Consider the following 20358-nt stretch of genomic DNA (forward strand, 5'->3'; position numbering starts at 1 on the left):
CTATCAGATAACCAATAGATAGGTGAACTGGGAAAGCATCCAATTTTCAAGGTTCCAAATTTCAAACCTTTTATAGTTGCTACCTTTTATTTTATTTTTTCCAAATGCCACAATTTTCTAGTATTTCTTCACTTTTCAATAAAGTAGCTTCTAAAATAGATACATTATTGTTTTTCATAAATGACTGTACAGCCTGATATCCTACAGCATAACCGGCAAAGGGAGGTAAACCCATAGGTTGAAATCCTTGCTTTTCTGCTATTTCATCTCCAAATATATAACTACCTACTTTTTCAAAACCTTTGACTTCAAGAGCATCGTTAATGATATTTATGGATGAATTTAACTCATCCTGTGTAATTGAAGTAACCCATGGTCCTAGTAATTTTTCTCCATACAACTCTTTTGCAAAAGCTTCTGCCAACCCTTCAATCACTAAATAATCACCCACAGATACATTCATATGATCCCAATTAAAATAAGAAAAGCGAATATTATGATGAAACTCATGTGCAATAACGGCAGGTATTCTTTCTAGGTTATATTTATTAGGATAAATACAAATTTGTATATATCCAGGAATGCCACCAAATCCAGTGTACCCTTTTTGCAATTTCAACTTTTCTGGATCTGCCAAAAAGAACCCTAGTTTTATATCCTCACTATTTACTTTTAGATTGAATTGGTGGCTGAAATTTATACATTCAGTTAAAACTTTTTTTGTTTTTTTTATCACATCTTCTTTTTTTAGGATGCTTATGGCAGTCTCAGCTAACGTATCTTGATTTAAATCAAGGAATCCATTCATTTTAGAAAAGGTGACCACATCATACCCGCCAGCCATGTCTGCTTTCAAAGGCACATGAATAGCTTGCCATAATTTTTCGAAAGGTTTCATTATTTCATATCTGTAATAATCATCTCTATTTCCCATTGGAAGCTCAAATAACTTTTCATACTGCTTCAACGTATCATACACGATAGTATTCATTCAAAATTACTCCTAACTTAAGATTTATATATCCTTAGATTACTCTGAATGCTCATCACAATAAATGTGCATAACTTGATTCATAAATTTAGCTAAACCCTCTTTGTGTTTATTAATGTGTTTAGTAAATCGTTTATCTGCAACATACATATCAGCAAGCCCTCTAAAAATTTCAATAGTACATTCGTAATAATATTTTGTAATCTGTTGTCTCCATTCGCTTATAGCTTCCTGTGCTTTCGCATCATTAGGACCAAATTCCATTCTAGATGCTAACTTCTTATAAATAATGTCTGATTCTTGAGTTATGATTTTCCAATCATCATTCGTATAATGTTTAGTTTTTTGTACTGATTTTTCATAAGTTTCTCCATACATTTTTTTAGCTTCTTCCACATACTTTTCTTGATTTTTTCTAATTTCTTCCTTGTCAAAGCCATGAAATAACTCTTTGGTTTCGATTTTTATTCCTACTTCAATTGAATTTATCGTTTTGTTAATTGTTTTAATCATTTCCTCAATGCGTTTTTTCTTTTTAATTAACACTTCTTTGTGATTTTTTAGCTCTTTTATTCTATCAAAGTTAGGTCTATCTAAAATTTTTTTTATTTCCTGCAAGCTAAAGTCCATTTCTTTATAAAATAAAATTTGTTGCAGCCTTTCAAGGTTTTGATCAGTATAAATTCTATACCCAGCCGACGTCGTTGTTTCTGGTTCAAGAAGTTGAATGTCGTCATAATAGTGAAGTGTGCGCACACTAACACCAACGATTTTTGAAACTTCCTTTACTTTAAACATGATGTTTTATCACCTCCAAGATCATAGTAAGCTATGACGTTAGGCTAGAGTCAACAAAAAATAATAAAATATTATTTAAAATAAATAGACCGCCCTTAACAAAGAAAATGACCAACGAATGAAATACTTACCTCGTCACACAGACTAACTCTGAATCGAATCAACTCTTAGGGTTACATAGAGATTTTAAAAGCAACAACCAAAAAAATTTCAAAAGGAAAAGATTTCTGTCATTTTGAATGCTTATAACAATATACGAGATTAATTCCTTACTTAATAACTATAAGAGAGGTATGAGGAAGGTGAAGCTTCATCCTTATGATTACAAGATTTTGAGATTTGATATAAGAAAAATACTTATTAAAGATATAATGATTTCCTAATTTTAACAGGTGTTAATATGATTTGTAGTCCACGACGTAAAGACGTATCTCAAAATTTGATTAAAAAAAGTTTTTATATTTTTTATTGACTCTAACCAGACGTCATAGATTACGATAATTTTGGAGATAAATCACATCATGTTTATTATCATGTCTAAAAGGAGATGTATAAATCGCATATGGAAACACGCTATTTTTTAATTATTTGTAGGTGATATGTCGGATGGTATAGATTCATTTTTTACTTATAATTTTAACTGGTTTTTTAACATTTACAGCTATACCACTTTTCATCAGTTTAAAAAAACTACCAGAAATTAAATATTTTTTTATTTACTAAATCAATATTAATTTACAAAAATATGATGATAAGCATTAGGATGAAACTTTCTACGATAATCATAATTTATGAGAGGTGATTCTATGCAAGATATAGAGCGACAAGCACAAAAAAAGGGTGTGAAGTTGGAGCGTTTCGGGCGGTGTCAATTTTGTGGATCTAATACCAAAGGTGGAGTATTTGAATGTTTCGATGTTTTTAATTCTATTGCAAATGATGTAACAGGTCTATCTCAATTTATTTATACTGATGCACATTGTTTGCAACATTCAGAAGTTCATGGGACTTGGAACAACAATTTTCATCTCACAAGACTGTATTTAATTCTTGAAAAAAATGTGAATTGGGATTTTTCGAAAACACCTAAATTAAGTAATACTTTGGACAAATACAAAATGTCTCATTTGGAAGAATTAATCCCTGCACTACCCGAGTTAGAAAGAGGACGTTCAACCGTTACAGATTTAAGAGGACTTAAACAAAATGAATTTGACATGGTGCTGATACAATGGGCAAATGATGTATATCAATCATTTGCACAATTTCATCTTATTGCAAAAGTTGTAGGTGATCTTTATGTTCACAATTATAAAAAATAAAAAGGGAGGAGCAAAAAATGAATGTTGTAAATATTGGATATGGTTCAACGAATTATTATGCGATATATTGCCAAAATAAGTATCTGTTAATAGATGTGGGCTTGCCTGGTACATTTGGAATGATGAAGAACCAATTGAAAAAATGTGGAATTAATTTAAAGGATATTCATCATTTAATCATTACTCATTTTCATCCTGATCACTGTGGAATTGCTCAAGAGATACAATCCTCAGGTGTACAAATCGTCATTAGTAAAACTCAATTAGATTTTCTTGAAAGCGCAAATAAATCCATGAAAAAGTACCCAGAATACAAAGAAATTATAGTCAATCCTAAAAATATACTGAACGAAAACAATAAAAACACATTCTTTGAAAAATTAGGTATACCAGGTTATATTCTTCACACACCAGGTCACTCAGATGATTCGATAAGCATAGTTATTGAAGGATTAGGTATTTTTACGGGGGATTTACCGTTATTATACCATGTGTTTAGTGAATCGGACGAGAAGATTGAACTAAGTTGGAGTAAAATAAGAAGTACCAATGAAAAAAAAGTATTCCCAGGTCACGGTAATAGCATTGAATTAAATTCGTTAAGCTAACGGATTATGATGTTCAAATTTATTCCTTTATTAAGAAAGGGTAATGATTATGATTTAAGAAAAAGTATTTTAACAATTAATAAAAATACCTATCCGGAACGAATGTGAATATATGAAGTTTCTCCCCATGCTCCAAGAGGAATAAAAAAAATTTATTTATTAATTATTTTCTTGGCTGAACTACGCAAAATTCAATTTTTGTAATCCGTAATTGGAAAACCATCTATTCTTGCACCTTTTATAAATTCCCTTTTTTCAACGGAATCAAATTCCCTATTTTAACTCTTTAACATTGGCTGGCTGAACACCAGCTTTTTGTTTTTTCATTTAAGTTGAATTCTTCCCAATCTAATTTCTTAGAGGGGTCTTTTAATTGATTTCCGATCATTGAATATCCCTTCATAATATTGTGAAGCTCTACCAAAAATGCTTTTTAAAAATCTATTCCTTTGAAACCTCCTTCCTAAAATAATTATTAAAGCTTACTATTTTTAATAAATTAAGATATTTGTAGACTCTGTTTTTTCAATTAACTCTTTTAGATCTTTTTCGTACATACTGATCACCTCTAAGTAAGTAGACACAAGCTTATATTACCATACCAGTTTTAAATTCTTATCAGTTGGAATATCTTCTTATTTCTCAAAATGCTTAATGAAAAGAGTTGACTCTTTTTATAGAATCACAAATTAGTAGAACTTAATTTGATCTTCAACAATCTGGCCCGAATCATAAATAAAGGCGCTTCTCTATTAGAGAAAAGCACCCTATTCTTGAATAAAGAATTCATCTTAGAATAATTTATCGTGATTTAACCATACATTAATATCTACGCTGCCCTGAACAGATAATAAACGGTATAAATAACGATATGGTAATCTACAACTTTTCAAATCAGGAATTTCCATAATTCTTTCATAGCCAGTAATAAAATCTTTCACAGATTTTTTGTCTAAAACATACTCAAGTCCAATAAATTCTAGCTCTCTTGGAGCCATAACATAAGCCTCGGTATCAACAAGACCGGTTAATTCTTTATTATTTGATAAAAATTGTGTCGGGTCCATATCAGCTAAAACAAAAGTAGCGAATTGTGGGTTAGGGATTTTCTCGGCCCACTCAGTTATTTCAGGGAGTTTCTCTCTTATTGCAGTATGATCTTTGTAAAATTTATAAACTAAATCCCTCATTGTTTCTTTTAAATGCTGTTTAAATCTCTCAAGTGGAACTTTAAAATGTCCAGACGGACTACCCACGTAGTTTACTTGGTATTGGTGAATTTTAGCCAATCCTTCTCCAAGATCCTGTAATACTGATGGGGGTTGATTTTTAAATGATTGAACCACTGCTCCACTTAGTTTTTCTACCACTACAAATTCCCTTGCAGAAATAGTTCCCATTTTTAACACCTTTGGAATTGGAATGGAAGAAACATCATAAAGCTTATTATTTACTTGTTCTAAGTCAAACACATTTCTCGGATCAATACCAAATAAACTCTTGCAACCCCACCAAAAATCATTGCTTGGTTCTTCACTCATTCGAGAAGAACGTACCACTACCTCTTGCTTGTCTGTTTTCACTAACCACACATCACTTGCGTGATCATCATATCCAGGATGTAACTCCTGAACCTCTTTAATAGATTCTTCAAATAATAATTGTAGCTCCACTAAATCATCTTTCTTGGCAGTGTTTATAATTAAGTCCATCATTTCTTTTTCATTTCTCATTAAATATCCCTCCGCATTTCATAATGAATATAATATAAAGTTGATTCATAATGGAGGGGCTCGTGAATGATGTATGTTTAATTTGTTATATGAAGGTTATAATTTATTCAATCTTTTTTTCATCACAAACTTCCTTTCTTAGTAAAGAAATCAATTTACCAATAATAAATATATTTTAACATATACTCGTGTCTTCCTCTTAAAGATTGTTTCTTTATAGGTGATGTTCCACAATGCTGGCCCCATTCATAAATAAAGACGCTTCTCTTAGTGAAAAGCGCCAGTTTGTTGAAGATAAGATTAGTGACTCCCAATTTCATTGTTCTTATTTATTAAAATATCCCAAACATTATAGGAATTAAAATTAAAGCGAACAACCCGATCAATATCCATACACTAAGCTGAGGATCAACTTTTTTAGATAAAAATTTGATATGTGATTCGTCGATTTTTTTTGAGGAGTAACTAAGTAAAATCCCTATTATAAAGACTATCAACAATGATAATAACTTTTCATCTTTAACAATTGATTCAATATAATAATAGTAAATTCCGAATATTATCAAAACGAATATAAGATACAATATAGTTGAGACTTTCATTTTTTCCCCCTTTTTTAACCTTCACAATTAAAATTAAACTATAGCGCTAATCGTTTAAAAAATTCAAATTCCTCAAAGTTTTCATTCAATAATGCACCATATTGCTGAAGAGATGTAATTGACTGTTTTGAGGCTATAATATAACCCTATCTGTAAGACAATGACTACTTATTTGAGCCGTTCAGAAAAAGTCAGATTGCCTCTAATCTTAATTTCATTTTTGATTTAGAATTAGACATCATTAATAGTACCACTTGAATTATAATGGCTAGTTATGTTAATTTATCAATCATATTGGATATTCCCATAATATCACATTCTTTTCATATAAATAAAAGAAATATAACATCTTACAAATACCATCTTATGATTTTCAAAGTATGATGGTTTTTCTTTCCATTCGCATACATGTGGAGTATTTTAAACCCGTTTGTCTAATTGATCTATACCATTCTCAACTATGTATTCTTGAAGTTCTTTTATGTATTCATCATTTTTTATGAAAAACACCCCACATGCCGAAATCTTATTCAACTATCCTACCCTTTAAATTAATAATTATTTCAAATTTTCTTAACTTCCACAAGGAACTATTTCACAATATGGCCCAATTGTAGAATATAAGAATTAAAAAACTCATGAATCACTTTCTAATTCATGAGTTTTGATCAATCTTTTTTACATATGGTCAAACTTTATTCAATATGATCAGACTTTTTTACATGTGATTTCAAACCTACACTTAAAAAAATATGATCTGACTGACTTACTCCACCGTAACACTCTTAGCTAAGTTACGAGGTTTATCCACATCATTGCCTCTAGCAAGAGAAGCATAATAAGATAACAACTGTAAAGGAACAACGGATAAAGCAGGTGATAAAACATCTAATGTTTTAGGAATTGTGAAAGATTCGTTTACGGACTTCCCTAGCTCTTCATTTCCTTCTTGGTTAACACCTAATACATAAGCACCACGTGCTGCTACTTCTTCGATGTTGCTAACTGTTTTTTCAAATACATCTTCTTGTGTTGCCAATGCTATAACTGGAATACCTTCCTCAATTAAAGCTAACGTTCCGTGTTTTAATTCTCCAGCTGCATAAGCTTCAGAATGAATATATGAAATTTCTTTCAGCTTTAATGATCCTTCTAATACAACAGCAAAATCTAATCCGCGCCCGATGAAAAATAAGTTATTGTGAAGTGCGATTTTTTCAGCAACGGTTTTAATTTGTTCGGATTGCTCTAAAATGCTCTCTACTTGTTGTGGAAGCTCTTGTAAAGCTGCAATTACTTTTTTCACTTCATCCACTTCTACTCTATTTAACTTTTGTGCTAAGTATAAACCGAATAAATAAAATGCGATTAATTGCGATGTATAAGCTTTAGTAGAAGCAACAGCTATCTCAGGTCCTGCCCAAGTTGTAATCACATCATCCGCTTCACGAGATACAGAACTGCCCACTACGTTTGTTATCGCTATTACACGAGCACCTTGACGTTTAGCTTCTCTAAGGGCTGCTAGAGTATCCGCAGTTTCCCCTGATTGACTCACAACGATAACTAACGTATTTTTCGTAATGATTGGTGAACGATATCGATATTCAGAAGCAACGTCTGTTTCCACTGGAATACGTGCTAACTTTTCAATAATATTTTTTCCTACTAATCCAGCATGATATGCTGTACCGCAAGCAACAATATGAACGCGATCTATGGATTTAATTTCTTCGTCAGTCATTTTAATTTCATCTAAAATCACTTGATCTTGATCCGTTGATATGCGACTACCCATTGTATCACGGTATGCAGTAGGCTGATCATAAATTTCTTTTAACATAAAATGATCAAAACCTGCTTTTTCAGCCGTTACGATGTCCCAATCTACGTGGAAAACATCTTTTTGAATTTCATTTCCGTTCACATCTTGTAAAGTTACTTCATCTTTTGTTAAGATGGCCATTTCCCCATCATTTAAAATATACACATCTCTTGTATGTTCTAAAATGGCTGGTATATCTGAACCGATATAACTTTCTCCCTCACCGATTCCGATAATTAATGGACTTGCTAATCGAACAGCAATTAATTTATCTGGTTCATCTTCACAAAGAACAGCTAATGCATATGCCCCACGCATACGATCTACTGCTTTTTGAATCGCCTTAACGATATCACCCTCATATAAATCAGAAATAAGATGAGCAATAACCTCTGTATCCGTTTCTGAGGTAAATTTATGCCCTTTTGCAATTAACTCTTCTTTAAGATTTACATAGTTTTCAATGATTCCATTATGAACGACTGAAAATTTTTGTGACGGATCACAATGAGGGTGTGAGTTTTCGTCAGAAGGTTTTCCGTGCGTTGCCCAACGAGTATGCCCAATACCAATCGATCCTTCTATTGGGTTTGTATTTAACTCTTCCTCTAGTACTGCTAACCGACCTTTAACTTTCTTCACTTCTAATCCACGATTGGTATATACTGCTATTCCTGCAGAATCATACCCTCTATATTCTAATTTTTTCAATCCATCTATTAATATACTTTTAGAATCTCTATTTCCAATATATCCGACTATACCACACATAATTTTTCTCCTCCCATGAGACAGGGAGCTTTAAAAAGCGTAATAAACATCACTTCTTAAACACTCCCTTCATACGTTATATAAAATTCTCTGCTGATTACACTAGGTTGTGTAAAAAGTGATTAATATTTAATTTAAAATCCGTGTTCAAAAAGTTCGGTTTTCAGTCAAAATTGGACTTTTTGAACATCCTCTTTAAGTCATCCTAATTGGATTCTTGTCAAATCGGTCACCCAATTTATTTACTTTCCAATTTTACGGTATGGATGAACAATACCGGGAGGTCCCCGCCGAATGCTTCGAACACCTACCACCTCGTCAACTTATAACCTTATTTAAGTTATGATCATAGAGCAACACTTTATAAAGTTATCAAGTTCTGGCGCTTTTAAAACAAATAACCTCGTTCCACCTTTCTTTTTAGAGTATAGAACTATATTATTGCATTTCACATTAAATGTGAACCTTTTTTTGAAAATAAGGAATGTGTAGTATTTATTTTAAGTGTTATGAGTTTAAGATAATTACAGTGCTTCTTGAATTTTAATTGCTATCTTTTCAGCATAATTTCGAACTTGGTCTTCATCAGGTCCTTCAACCATAACACGTATTAAAGCTTCTGTTCCAGATGGACGCACTAAAACTCTACCATTATCACCTAGCTCTACTTCTACTCCATGAATGGCTTCTTCTATTGCTGCATTACCTTGTAATCCTTCTTTGTTTTGAACCTTCACATTGATCAATACTTGTGGATATTTACTCATCAGTTGCTTCAACTCACTTAATTGCTTTCCAGACTGTTGGATAGTACTTAAGAGTTGAAGTCCAGACAAAATACCGTCGCCTGTTGTACTGTGATCTAAGAAAATGACATGCCCTGACTGTTCTCCACCTAAGTTATATCCATGTTTCCTCATCTCTTCCATCACATAACGGTCTCCAACAGCTGTTTTGGAAGATTGCATACCTAAAGATTCAATCGCTTTATAAAACCCAATATTACTCATGACTGTGGATACAATTTTGCTTTGATTTAACTTTCCAGCTTGATTCATTGCATCTCCACAAATACATAATATGTAATCTCCATCAATTAGTGATCCAGTATTATCAACTGCCATTAATCGATCTGCATCACCATCAAAGGATAATCCCAAATCCGCACCTAAACGAACAACTTCAGATTGCAATTTTTCTGGATGGGTTGAACCACAATTTTCATTAATGTTTAAACCCGTTGGTTCAATCCCCATTGAGATCACTTCAGCTCCTAAATCTTCAAAAACTTTTGGTGCGATTTCAAAAGCTGATCCATTGGCACAATCTAATACAACTCTCAAACCCTTAAAATCGGTCTCCACTGTAGTTTTTAAATATTCTATATATAAATCCTTTGCTTGAGGTTGATCTGTTACAGTACCTAAATGATCTCCTACTGGTCTTGGTAAATCATCCACCTCTGCATCCATAAGACGCTCTATTTCTAATTCTGTTTCGTCAGACAACTTAAATCCATCCTGTCCAAAAAACTTAATCCCATTATCAGGTACTGGATTATGTGAAGCTGAGATCATTACACCTGCATCTGCACCTAATTCACGAGTTAAATAAGCTACACATGGTGTTGAAACAACGCCCAATCTAATAACATTTGCTCCAATGGATAATAAACCTGCGACTAGAGCCGCTTCTAACATTGGACCTGAAATTCTTGTATCTAAACCAATGGTTACAGTTGGTTTTTCAACTTTACCAGCTAATACATAACCTCCACAACGACCAATTTTATATGCTAATTCAGGGGTAAGCTCTTTATTAGCAATACCACGTACACCGTCAGTTCCAAAATATTTCCCCATGTCATCTTGCTCCTATTCGTATATGTTAATTATTATTGATTTATTTTCTCATCTAATGGCTCTTCTTCATTTAAAACCGATTCTAAGTCTGTTTGAAGGTTGTCAGTAGGTGAACTTTCTTCAGAAATAGGAAAAGTATTCAACTCTTCATTAATTTCTGATTGTATCCCACCTTCTGTGTTTTCGCTTTGATTTTCTGTTTCATCTGTTATACCCGTTTCTCCTTCTTCATTTGTTGCTTCATCTGATGGTTCTTCAGCTTCTGAATCTGTTACCTCTTCTGTAATTGGTTGTATTTCCAAAGAGACTTTCAAAGGAGAATCTCCACCATATTTAACAAAATTAGGAAGAGTTAGTTGAATGCTACGTTCATAACTCCCTGGTGGAAGTCCACTGATATCTACAGTGGCATCTATGTTATTTTCAGTAATATTTTCTAAATTAGATGGAGCACCTTCAACTACCAAATCTAATAAGCCATCCGTTGATCCACTAAAAACGACCTCATATTCTTTGGTGTCTAATCCAATAAATGTAATAGGAAAAGCAGCAAATGTTTTAGTTTCAGAAGGTACAATAATAATCTCCACCTCGACTTTTTGAGGTTCAATCTTTTTAATACCATCAGGCACGGTTAAAATATGGGAAGATACTCTATCGCTTGTCAAATTACGCAGATCAATTTCTATATCATCATATACATTGTAATCTTTTAATACATCTTCTGATCCGTAAAGTGTAACTTCATCTACACTCTGCTTAACGGATACAACACTATACCCTTTTGGAGTTTCACCTCTCAAATCCACTCTTAAATCTAATGTTTTAGAAGGGCTTATAATTGGAATTTCCACTTGCACCGTTGCCGGATTTATCTCTACGTCTACTTGCTTACTATTCTTATCATATGCTACCAATGGCAGTTCAGTCACTATATCCTCGTGTACATTTGTTACATCAATGGAAGATTGAACAGTGGAAATTTGTTCTATTACACTGCTTGGAGCTGTAATGGAAACTTCTTCTGTAGATAAAATTGTTGTTCTTACTTCGTATCCTTCTCCTGGATCTCCTTTTACATTAATTTCGATTGGTAATGAAGTTGTGATGATCTCTTCAATGACAACTGTGACTGTTGGTGGATATAGTTCAACATCTATATCATCTGGGAATCCAATCGTTTCTAACTTGATTTGATGAGTTCCCGCTCCTTTATTAGATAAATCTAACTCAATCTGATACTTCTCATTTTCTTTACTTACAGCTTTAATATCTGTTTCTTCTCCTTTTAAAGCCACATTTACAGAATTAGAATACTTTCTTTGGATATGTAAATTATCACCTAAATTTGAAATAGAGATTGGAAAATCATCTATTTCTCTACTCTGTTCGGTAATTGAATCAATAATTGAAGGTGGGGGAGTTGCAACTTGTTGATCTAACTGAACAAATGCCCATAGTAATATACCAAAAATCACTGCAGCAATTCTTACAACTGTTATATTCCCTAACCATTTATCCATTTTGATTCCCTCTCCGTTTCCAAAATGAAGTTTTGTCTTTATTTTTGACATTTGGTTTTAACTCTTCAAAAATTTTGGATATGAGCGATTCGTCTTTCACATCTCTGACAACCTGTCCATTCATAGCCATGGATATAGCCCCTGTTTCTTCAGAAACGACAATACATAAAGCATCAGACACTTCACTCATACCAATGGCAGCTCTATGACGAGTACCTAACTCCTTACTAATAAAAGGATTTTCAGATAAGGGGAGGTAACACCCTGCAGCTCGAATTTCACCATTTTTTATCACTACAGCTCCATCATGTAAGGGGGTATTTGGAGTGAAAATATTTATTAATAACTCTGCGCTTATTTTTGATTTTAATTGGATTCCAGATTCTATGTATTCATTTAATCCCGTTTCTTTCTCAAATACGATGAGAGCACCTATTTTTCGCTTAGATAAATAATTAATCGATTTAATCACTTCGCTTATGCGATCGTTCACTTCTTTTTCTTCCTGTGATACAGTTCTAGTAAATATCTTACCTCGTCCTAATTGTTCTAATGCCCGCCTGAGTTCAGGTTGAAATATAATAATAACGGCCAAAAGCCCATAGTTAAACGCTTGTTCCATCATCCACTGTAACGTATTAAGACCTAATAATATACTAAGAGCCCATGCCACAATGACAACCACTATACCTTGAAGCAGTTGCACAGCACGAGTACCTCGAATAATCATTATTAATTTATATATCACATAACTTACGATTAAAATATCTATTATATCCATAAAGGTGATGGTGGTGAAAAATCCCATTTTTAGCTCTCCTAGTATCCAACTTCAAAAAACCTTCATTTTTTTATTAAAAACTTCTTAAAATTTCATTTCTATTTCTAATATAGATCATACCATAAAATGTACAACTCTAGAACTTTTACCAGTGAAAAAAATAAATCGCTTATAAGATAGACATTCTTACCTACTAAATGAATTACTTTTCATTTTGTACAAAAAAACCAACCCATCATTTTGGGAAGGTTTATTAAAAACAAATTATTTTATTCACTTTTGAAGAAGTCGAAAAAACCACTAATTTTATACCAAATCCAATCTAATGTTTGGTCAATATGAGTAACTCCTCCGGCAACTTTTTCTGCAGAAGCCAGTAAATTTATTTCACTGTCAATGAGCGTTACCTTACCATTCACTGTTCCTTCAACTATAATTTCTCCATTTTCAACAACAAGATCTCCATTCACTGTTTGTCCTTCTGGTACAATGACTTGGTTATCTTTGATCACTACATATTCCATGCCACTTCCTGAAACGATAAGATTTGATTCTGGTTCATTCATGGCGAACAAACTTCCCATCATAATAATAACAAAAACGGCTGCTGCAGCCAAAGCAGGGTACTGTTTAGCCCACCTCATCCATCTGGTTTCTCTTTTCATTGGAATAACATCCATAATCTTGTCAGTTAAGTCATCAGGAACTGGGCTTTTTGGGAGAGACCTAGTTAATGCCTCGGTTTTTTCTAACTGTGTTAAATTCTCTTTACAATTTGAACATGTGTTTAGGTGATGGCTTAACTGATGAAGTTTTACACCAGTAAGATCTCCGTCCAAGTATTCATGCAATAAAGAATTTACTTGTTTACAATTCACTTTGCCCACACCTTTCAGAATTCAAACTCGTTCGTTCATTCATACCATACGTTTGTTAAAAAAATTGGTTTCAAAAAAAAATTAATAAATATGATTACTAATAACTTAAACAATATCTATATTAAGTTTCCATGTTCTAATTTTTTTCGGAGATACTCTCTACCTCTATGTACTCTAGTTTTGACGGTTGTTACAGGCATATTTAGTATATCACCGACCTCCTGAAGAGATAAATCATGCAAATAACGTAACACGACAACTGATTTATACTTTTCTGGTAATTTATCAATCGCTTCTCGAACATGTCTTTGTGTTTCAGAAATGATAAGCTGTTGATCAGGAGAGTCATCTAAGCTCGGAAGAATATCATAACCGTCTATCCCTTCGCCTTCTATGGTTTCAGCATCTAATGAAAAAGCATTTTTTCTTTTCCTTAGTCGATCAATACACAAATTTGTACCAATACGAAATATCCAAGTAGAAAACTTGAACTTTGCATCATATTTATGTATGCTTTTGTACACTCTTAAGAAGGTTTCTTGAGTTATATCTTCCGCTTCCTGTTTATTACCTAACATTCTGTAACCAAGATGGTAAATTTTACTCTTATATAAATCAACTAAATCTGAAAAGGCTTGATGATTTCCTTTTTTAGCTAATTTAATGATTTTTACTTCGGTACTTTCCACTACAATTCCCCCAGCATAATGCTTGCTATGGTTTAACGTGATTTAATTTTTAATTACTTCTTTTCAGCGACTATAATTCCAACTAATATTAAAAGTACTCCTAACCATTGTGCAAGGTTCACAGTTTCTTGTAATACAATAACCGCAGCAATGATTGCTGCTGGTAGTTCAATTGCTCCCAACATTGCAGACAAAGATCCACCGATTTTAGGAATTCCTAAGTTAAAACTAATTGTAGGAATCACAACACCTAAAATGGCTGCAAATAGTCCCCAGAAGAGAAATGTATTTAATTCTCCTTGGATATATGTCTGACTAGGAAATAATATCATCATTACAATGATACTAGGTGGAAGAGATGCTGTTATCATTATAGCTGATTTTAGTACAGAATCTATATTTGTTGCAACTCTTCCTGTAAAGGTTATGAATAAACTATATGTAATTGCGGATAAAAAACCGTAAATAAACCCTCTGGTACTCATTTGTTGAAGGTCTTCAAAGGACAATCCAACAGCTAAGATGGTTCCAAACATGACGACAACAACCGCTAGCACCTGATATATCGTTGGTAATCTTTTATGTAATACAGACTCAATAATGATTGAAATCCATATAAACTGAAACAACAGCACAATGGAAAGAGATGCATTTAAGTCTCTTAAAGAAGCATTGATAAAAATGGAAGTAAGTGAAATTCCAATAAAACCTAACAAGGTTAGTCTCAGCCAAGGAGCCTTCATTGGATTCTGCCACGAACTTTTTCTAAACCCTATAATAATCCATAATATCATCATACCAAAAAATAACTGTCCTGTGGTGATTTGAAGCTCATTTAATCCAGATTCATAAGCAAGTTTAATGATGGATGATAAAATCCCATAACTTGAAGCTCCAACTAACACAAGAATAATGGCTACCCAACGATGCATTTCTTTCAAATTAATAACCTCCAAGATACAAAAAGCCGGAAAGTCCATTAAGACCTCCGACTTTGTATACGGATAAAATATTGTTAGTCTTTGTACTTGTGACTTAATTGCTCTGATGGAAAATGAATCATGTCATTTATCCTGTATTTCGAAGCCCTGCTGCAATTCCATTTATCGTAAGTAAAACCTCACGTAATAAATCTGCATTATCATCATCTTCTTGACGTAATGCTCTAAGTTCAGACAATAATTCCACTTGTAAATAACTTAAAGGATCTACGTATGGGTTTCTTAAACGAATAGATTCCTGAATAACTGGAACATTATCTAAAATTTCTTTTTGTTTCGTTATATCTAAGATAAGCTTACTGGTCAAAATATATTCATCCTCTATGGATTTGAAAATTCGAGCTTGTATCGTAGAATCTTTGATCATATTTGAATACTGCTTTGCAATTAATAAATCTGACTTGGCAAGAGCCATTTGTAGATTATCTATCATAGATCTGAAAAACGACCAATTCTCATACATGTTTTGAAGCGTTTTTAAATTCTCTACCTTGCCCTGTATATAGGATTGCAGCCCTGTCCCTGCAGCATACCAAGCAGGTAACAAATATCTGCTTTGAGTCCAAGAAAATACCCATGGAATCGCTCTTAAATCTTCAAATTTATCACTATTTTTACGTTTAGAAGGTCTAGAGCCAATATTTAATTCCCCAAACTCTGTTAGTGGTGTAGATTCTTTAAAGAAGGTTACAAAACCTGGATCACGGAAAATAAGATCTTGATATTTATTAAGAGCTGTCTCTGAAATACCCTGAACGATTTCCTCCCAATTAGGGTCAGCTTTTAATTCCTGTTTTCGTTTAGATAACAATCCAGCTTTAATTAATGAAGAAGTTGCTTGCTCTAAGCTTCTGTATGCAATGCCTTTTAAAGAGTAACGAGAAGAAAGTACTTCTCCTTGTTCTGTAATTTTTATCCCGCCACCTAAAGTACCTGGGGGTTGCGCTAGGATACTGCGATTCAAAGGCATACCACCTCTACCTAAAGCTCCACCTCTACCATGGAAAAACTTTAGTTTAACACCGTATTTACTTGCGGTTTCTGTAATATCCCTCATAGCAATTCTTAATTCCCAGTTAGCTGTTATTGCTCCACCATCTTTATTGCTATCCGAATATCCCAACATAATCTCTTGTAGATCATTAACTTCCTTTAAACTTTTTCTATAGATAGGTATATTAAACAACTGATCTATAATTTGAGGTGCTTCATGAAGATCATCTATCGTTTCAAAAAGTGGTACAGGCTGAATAGATAACCCGTTTGGTTCAAGACGATGTAATCCATATTCTTTAGCTAATATTGTTACTTCGAGAAGATCACTAACACCCTGTGTCATACTAATCAGATAACTCTTAATGCAGTCTTGACCGAATTCCTTCTGAGCATTATAAATCGTTTTGAAAACATCTAAACATTCCTTTGTACTTTCAGAATAATTTAGATTCACTGTCGTTAATGGTCTTGGATCATTTAATAACTCTGTTAATAAATGAATCTTCCCATCTTCTTTCAATGCTGAATAGTTTTCTTCAATCCCTGTTTTTGAAAGAATTTCTGTGATTGCAAATTCATGCTCCTTACTATGCTGGCGAATATCCAAAGCAGCTACATGAAAACCAAAAAGTTCAACTTGTCTAATTACCTTCTTAACAAAATTATCTGCAGCATAATCTGCAAAATGTCCTCTTAAGCTACAATCAATTAATTTTAAATCATTTAAAAAATCTTCTGGAGAATTATATTTTTCTTTTTCATTAGAGACAGAAGATTCTGTGTTATTAATTTTTTGAAGCATATAAGAAAGTTTTATTCTATATGGTTCCTTCATATTTCTCCACTGATCAGCAACCGGAATTTCAATATTTCCACGATCTTCTTCAATTGAAGTTAAAAGTTCATCAGATACTTGTATAATGCTAGTACTGAAGCTCAGATGATCCTTAAGGTCTTTGAGGATTTGTCTGTATTTTTTTAAAGCTAAAGCTCTTTGCATTTTAAGTGTTTGCCATGTTGTTTCAGCGGTTACTGAAGGATTACCATCACGATCCCCGCCTATCCAAGATCCAAAACGTAAAAATGTTGGTACATGCCATTCCTGCTCAGGATAATATTTTTTTAAACAATGCTCTAATTCCTGGTATACGTCAGGTAAAACATCGAATAATGTTTCATCAAAATAATATAATCCGTTACGAACTTCATCTATAACTGTAGGTTTACGATCACGAAGTTCGTCCGTTTGCCATAAAGTTAATACTTCATTATGAAGTTTGTCCTTTAATAATTCACGCTCTTTATAAGTTAAAGTAGGATTGTCTAATTCCATCATTTCTTCAGCAATTCTATGATGAATATCTAAAACAGCTCTTCTTGTTGCTTCCGTTGGATGAGCCGTCATCACTAACTCTAATGTCGCTCCACTTAAGATCTCCATTACATCATCACTAGATACATTACATTCTTTAAACTCGATAATGATGCTTTCAATGGAACCAGGTTGAATAATATCACCTGTTGAACGTTCGTACTCTCTTTTTCTGCGAACTCGATGGTTTTGTTCTGCAATATTAACAAGGTGAAAATAAATTGCAAATGCCCTTATAACATTATGACGCTTACCCGTTTCTAATGTCTCGATCTTAGTTTTAAAATTTTCCAGTAATTCCTGTACGAAGTTTGCTCGTAAAGATTTACTCATTTCTCTGATTTCTTCTACGACATCAAGTAATTCTTTACCTCCTTGATGAACTAAAACCTCTCCTAAAATATTACCTAAAAAGCGAACATCTCTACGTAATGGATCTGTTTTATTCGTATCTACAGTAGTTTCAACCAACTCTCACACCTCATCTTTATTTAAATGTATAAATATATGATACTAAAAAAAGGGTCAAAAATCTCAGATTTAACAAAAATAATGAATTTCCATTAATTGAAATTAATAATTATGTAGTTGAATACTCAAATATATAGCTGCATAAATATACAACGATAGCAAGGGATTAGGTGTCAATTCAATAACATCACTTAGTAATTAGTATAATACTATGCTAGGGGAAGTTAACAAATTGCTCTAATATAATTTATTTGTAGATCAGGTTTTCGAAATAGGATTATAATCGATATTAAAAAAAAAAGACCTTATAGGTCATTTATTGTTAAATGGAGCGGGTGATGGGAATCGAACCCACGCGACCAGCTTGGAAGGCTGGAGTTCTACCATTGAACTACACCCGCGTATTAAAATAATAGTGGTCGGGACGACACGATTTGAACATGCGACCCCTTGGTCCCAAACCAAGTGCTCTACCAAGCTGAGCTACGTCCCGATGTAAATATATTATTGAAAATGGCACGCCCTGAGAGATGCAGTTACCTGACTGCGATGCCTTTTCTTTCGAAGCTTATGCTCCGACGAATTCTAACGTTCGAATTATCTCATGCGTTTTGTCTATCTATGAAGATTAAATGGCACGCCCTGAGAGATTCGAACTCCCGACCTTTTGATTCGTAGTCAAACGCTCTATCCAGCTGAGCTAAGGGCGTATATGGAGCGGACGACGAGATTCGAACTCGCGACCCTCGCCTTGGCAAGGCGATGCTCTACCACTGAGCCACGTCCGCAAATGGTGCGCGTGAAGGGAGTCGAACCCCCACGTCGTAAGACGCTAGATCCTAAGTCTAGTGCGTCTGCCAATTCCGCCACACGCGCATAAATAAAATGGTGAGCCATGAAGGATTCGAACCTTCGACACCCTGATTAAAAGTCAGGTGCTCTACCGACTGAGCTAATGGCTCTCATAATGGCTGGGGATACAGGATTCGAACCTGTGCATGACGGAGTCAAAGTCCGTTGCCTTACCGCTTGGCTAATCCCCATCAATTCAATTGTAACAGTGCCGTCAAGAGGACTTGAACCCCCAACTTACTAATTAAGTCAGTTGTTCTACTAGTTGATCTACAACTGCAAACATAATTGATGGTGGACGCTGACGGGATCGAACCGCCGACCCTCTGCTTGTAAGGCAGATGCTCTCCCAGCTGAGCTAAGCGTCCATATTAGTGATAGAATATAAGGAATAAGCCAAAGATCCCTGCAAAGATATTATGGTGCCCGTACAGGTTAGTCTTCATTTCAATGAAGATTGTGCTCCGACGAACCCTTGGGATTCTTCATCCCTTGATGTTATTTCTTTAAGTGGTGACCCGTACGGGATACTCTTCATTTCATTACGAGACTGCGATGCGATCTCTTACGAAGATTATACTCCGACGAACCCTAGGATTCTTCATCCCTTGATGTTATTTCTTTAAATGGTGACCCGTACGGGATTCGAACCCGTGTTACCGCCGTGAAAGGGCGGTGTCTTAACCGCTTGACCAACGGGCCACATTGATATTAATAAGCTCCCAACCGGATTTGAACCGGTGACCTCTTCCTTACCATGGAAGCACTCTACCTACTGAGCTATGGGAGCATATGGCTCCCCGAACAGGACTCGAACCTGTGACAACTCGGTTAACAGCCGAGTGCTCTACCAACTGAGCTATCAGGGAACATTATATACAGTAAATAGAGAATTAAAGCTTGGCAACGTCCTACTCTCCCAGGACCTTGCGGTCCAAGTACCATCGGCGCTGGAGGGCTTAACGGTCGTGTTCGGTATGGGTACGCGTGGTACCCCTCCGCCATCATCACCAAACATTCAAGGATATTCCCTGAAAACTAGATGCGAAACAAAGAATAAAGAATTGGAATCTCATGTTTTTCCCTAAGCAATGTTTGCTCGGGGTCCCCGGAAAGTATTTGGAATTTGCTTCAAAGCTTCACTCCACTTTTTGGGGTATTCTTGGATAAGCCCTCGACCGATTAGTATTCGTCAGCTCCATGCATTGCTGCACTTCCACCCCGAACCTATCAACCTCGTCGTCTTCAAGGGGTCTTACTAAATTGGGAAATCTCATCTTGAG

The 20358-nt window shown here is 34.2% G+C and carries 13 protein-coding genes, 11 tRNA genes and 2 rRNA genes; 2 read left to right on the top strand and 24 right to left on the bottom strand.

What is annotated here, in order from left to right; genetic code table 11:
• Positions 1 to 91: 91 nt before the first annotated feature.
• Entirely contained in the window at positions 92 to 991 is a 900-nt protein-coding gene (locus EPK97_RS11245) for a DUF2268 domain-containing putative Zn-dependent protease (RefSeq protein WP_162036706.1), read from the bottom strand.
• A gap of 39 nt (positions 992 to 1030) precedes the next feature.
• Entirely contained in the window at positions 1031 to 1789 is a 759-nt protein-coding gene (locus EPK97_RS11250) for a MerR family transcriptional regulator (RefSeq protein WP_170295513.1), read from the bottom strand.
• A gap of 806 nt (positions 1790 to 2595) precedes the next feature.
• On the opposite strand from EPK97_RS11250, the gene EPK97_RS11255 reads away from it, so the two are divergent.
• Both EPK97_RS11255 and EPK97_RS11260 read left to right on the top strand, forming a co-directional pair.
• On the top strand, positions 2596 to 3111 hold the full coding sequence (locus EPK97_RS11255; protein WP_162036707.1) for a DUF5946 family protein: 516 nt from the start codon (positions 2596 to 2598) through the stop codon (positions 3109 to 3111).
• Between the two features lie 17 nt (positions 3112 to 3128).
• Complete coding sequence (locus tag EPK97_RS11260) at positions 3129 to 3719, top strand: MBL fold metallo-hydrolase (RefSeq protein WP_162036708.1); 591 nt, start codon at positions 3129 to 3131, stop codon at positions 3717 to 3719.
• A 791-nt stretch (positions 3720 to 4510) separates the two neighbouring features.
• On the opposite strand, the gene EPK97_RS11265 is transcribed toward EPK97_RS11260, so the two are convergent.
• From EPK97_RS11265 to EPK97_RS11370, 22 genes are all read right to left on the bottom strand, one after another.
• Complete coding sequence (locus tag EPK97_RS11265) at positions 4511 to 5431, bottom strand: phosphotransferase (RefSeq protein ID WP_162036750.1); 921 nt, start codon at positions 5429 to 5431, stop codon at positions 4511 to 4513.
• 1389 nt (positions 5432 to 6820) lie between these two features.
• Positions 6821 to 8650: a glutamine--fructose-6-phosphate transaminase (isomerizing) gene (glmS, locus tag EPK97_RS11270; protein ID WP_162036709.1), complete on the bottom strand. Its 1830-nt coding sequence runs from the start codon at positions 8648 to 8650 to the stop codon at positions 6821 to 6823.
• A 524-nt stretch (positions 8651 to 9174) separates the two neighbouring features.
• Positions 9175 to 10512 carry a phosphoglucosamine mutase gene (gene glmM, locus EPK97_RS11275; protein ID WP_162036710.1) on the bottom strand — a complete coding sequence of 446 codons (1338 nt, stop codon included), beginning with the start codon at positions 10510 to 10512 and terminating at the stop codon, positions 9175 to 9177.
• Positions 10513 to 10544: 32 nt separating this feature from the next.
• Positions 10545 to 12035, bottom strand: a complete 1491-nt coding sequence (locus EPK97_RS11280; RefSeq protein WP_162036711.1) for a CdaR family protein — start codon at positions 12033 to 12035, stop codon at positions 10545 to 10547.
• Positions 12028 to 12843: a diadenylate cyclase CdaA gene (gene cdaA / locus EPK97_RS11285; RefSeq protein ID WP_162036712.1), complete on the bottom strand. Its 816-nt coding sequence runs from the start codon at positions 12841 to 12843 to the stop codon at positions 12028 to 12030. The genes EPK97_RS11280 and cdaA overlap by 8 nt, the downstream gene beginning before the upstream one ends.
• A gap of 242 nt (positions 12844 to 13085) precedes the next feature.
• A complete protein-coding gene (locus EPK97_RS11290; RefSeq protein WP_162036713.1) occupies positions 13086 to 13694 on the bottom strand; it encodes a zf-HC2 domain-containing protein in 609 nt (202 codons plus the stop codon).
• Between the two features lie 116 nt (positions 13695 to 13810).
• Positions 13811 to 14383, bottom strand: coding sequence for an RNA polymerase sigma factor SigW (gene sigW, locus EPK97_RS11295; RefSeq protein WP_162036714.1), 573 nt, complete (start codon positions 14381 to 14383; stop codon positions 13811 to 13813).
• A 53-nt stretch (positions 14384 to 14436) separates the two neighbouring features.
• Entirely contained in the window at positions 14437 to 15315 is an 879-nt protein-coding gene (locus tag EPK97_RS11300; RefSeq protein ID WP_240903791.1) for an EamA family transporter, read from the bottom strand.
• Positions 15316 to 15451: 136 nt separating this feature from the next.
• Positions 15452 to 18223: a phosphoenolpyruvate carboxylase gene (gene ppc / locus EPK97_RS11305; RefSeq protein WP_162036716.1), complete on the bottom strand. Its 2772-nt coding sequence runs from the start codon at positions 18221 to 18223 to the stop codon at positions 15452 to 15454.
• 327 nt (positions 18224 to 18550) lie between these two features.
• Positions 18551 to 18624: transfer RNA gene (locus EPK97_RS11310), tRNA-Gly, on the bottom strand.
• 15 nt (positions 18625 to 18639) lie between these two features.
• Positions 18640 to 18716, bottom strand: a tRNA-Pro gene (locus EPK97_RS11315).
• A 140-nt stretch (positions 18717 to 18856) separates the two neighbouring features.
• Positions 18857 to 18933: transfer RNA gene (locus EPK97_RS11320), tRNA-Arg, on the bottom strand.
• 3 nt (positions 18934 to 18936) lie between these two features.
• A tRNA-Gly gene (locus tag EPK97_RS11325) sits at positions 18937 to 19011 on the bottom strand.
• Between the two features lie 3 nt (positions 19012 to 19014).
• A tRNA-Leu gene (locus EPK97_RS11330) sits at positions 19015 to 19099 on the bottom strand.
• Positions 19100 to 19109: 10 nt separating this feature from the next.
• Positions 19110 to 19185 (bottom strand) — tRNA-Lys (locus EPK97_RS11335).
• A gap of 6 nt (positions 19186 to 19191) precedes the next feature.
• Positions 19192 to 19266 (bottom strand) — tRNA-Gln (locus EPK97_RS11340).
• Positions 19267 to 19367: 101 nt separating this feature from the next.
• Positions 19368 to 19443: transfer RNA gene (locus tag EPK97_RS11345), tRNA-Val, on the bottom strand.
• Positions 19444 to 19702: 259 nt separating this feature from the next.
• Positions 19703 to 19777 (bottom strand) — tRNA-Glu (locus tag EPK97_RS11350).
• A gap of 15 nt (positions 19778 to 19792) precedes the next feature.
• A tRNA-Thr gene (locus EPK97_RS11355) sits at positions 19793 to 19865 on the bottom strand.
• Between the two features lie 3 nt (positions 19866 to 19868).
• Positions 19869 to 19944 (bottom strand) — tRNA-Asn (locus EPK97_RS11360).
• A 29-nt stretch (positions 19945 to 19973) separates the two neighbouring features.
• Positions 19974 to 20090: ribosomal RNA gene (rrf, locus tag EPK97_RS11365) — 5S ribosomal RNA — on the bottom strand.
• A gap of 147 nt (positions 20091 to 20237) precedes the next feature.
• A 23S ribosomal RNA gene (locus tag EPK97_RS11370) occupies positions 20238 to 20358 on the bottom strand; the annotation flags it as partial.

Origin of the sequence: Chengkuizengella sediminis (assembly GCF_010078385.1) — a bacterium.
GTDB lineage: Bacteria > Bacillota > Bacilli > Paenibacillales > KCTC-33759 > Chengkuizengella > Chengkuizengella sediminis.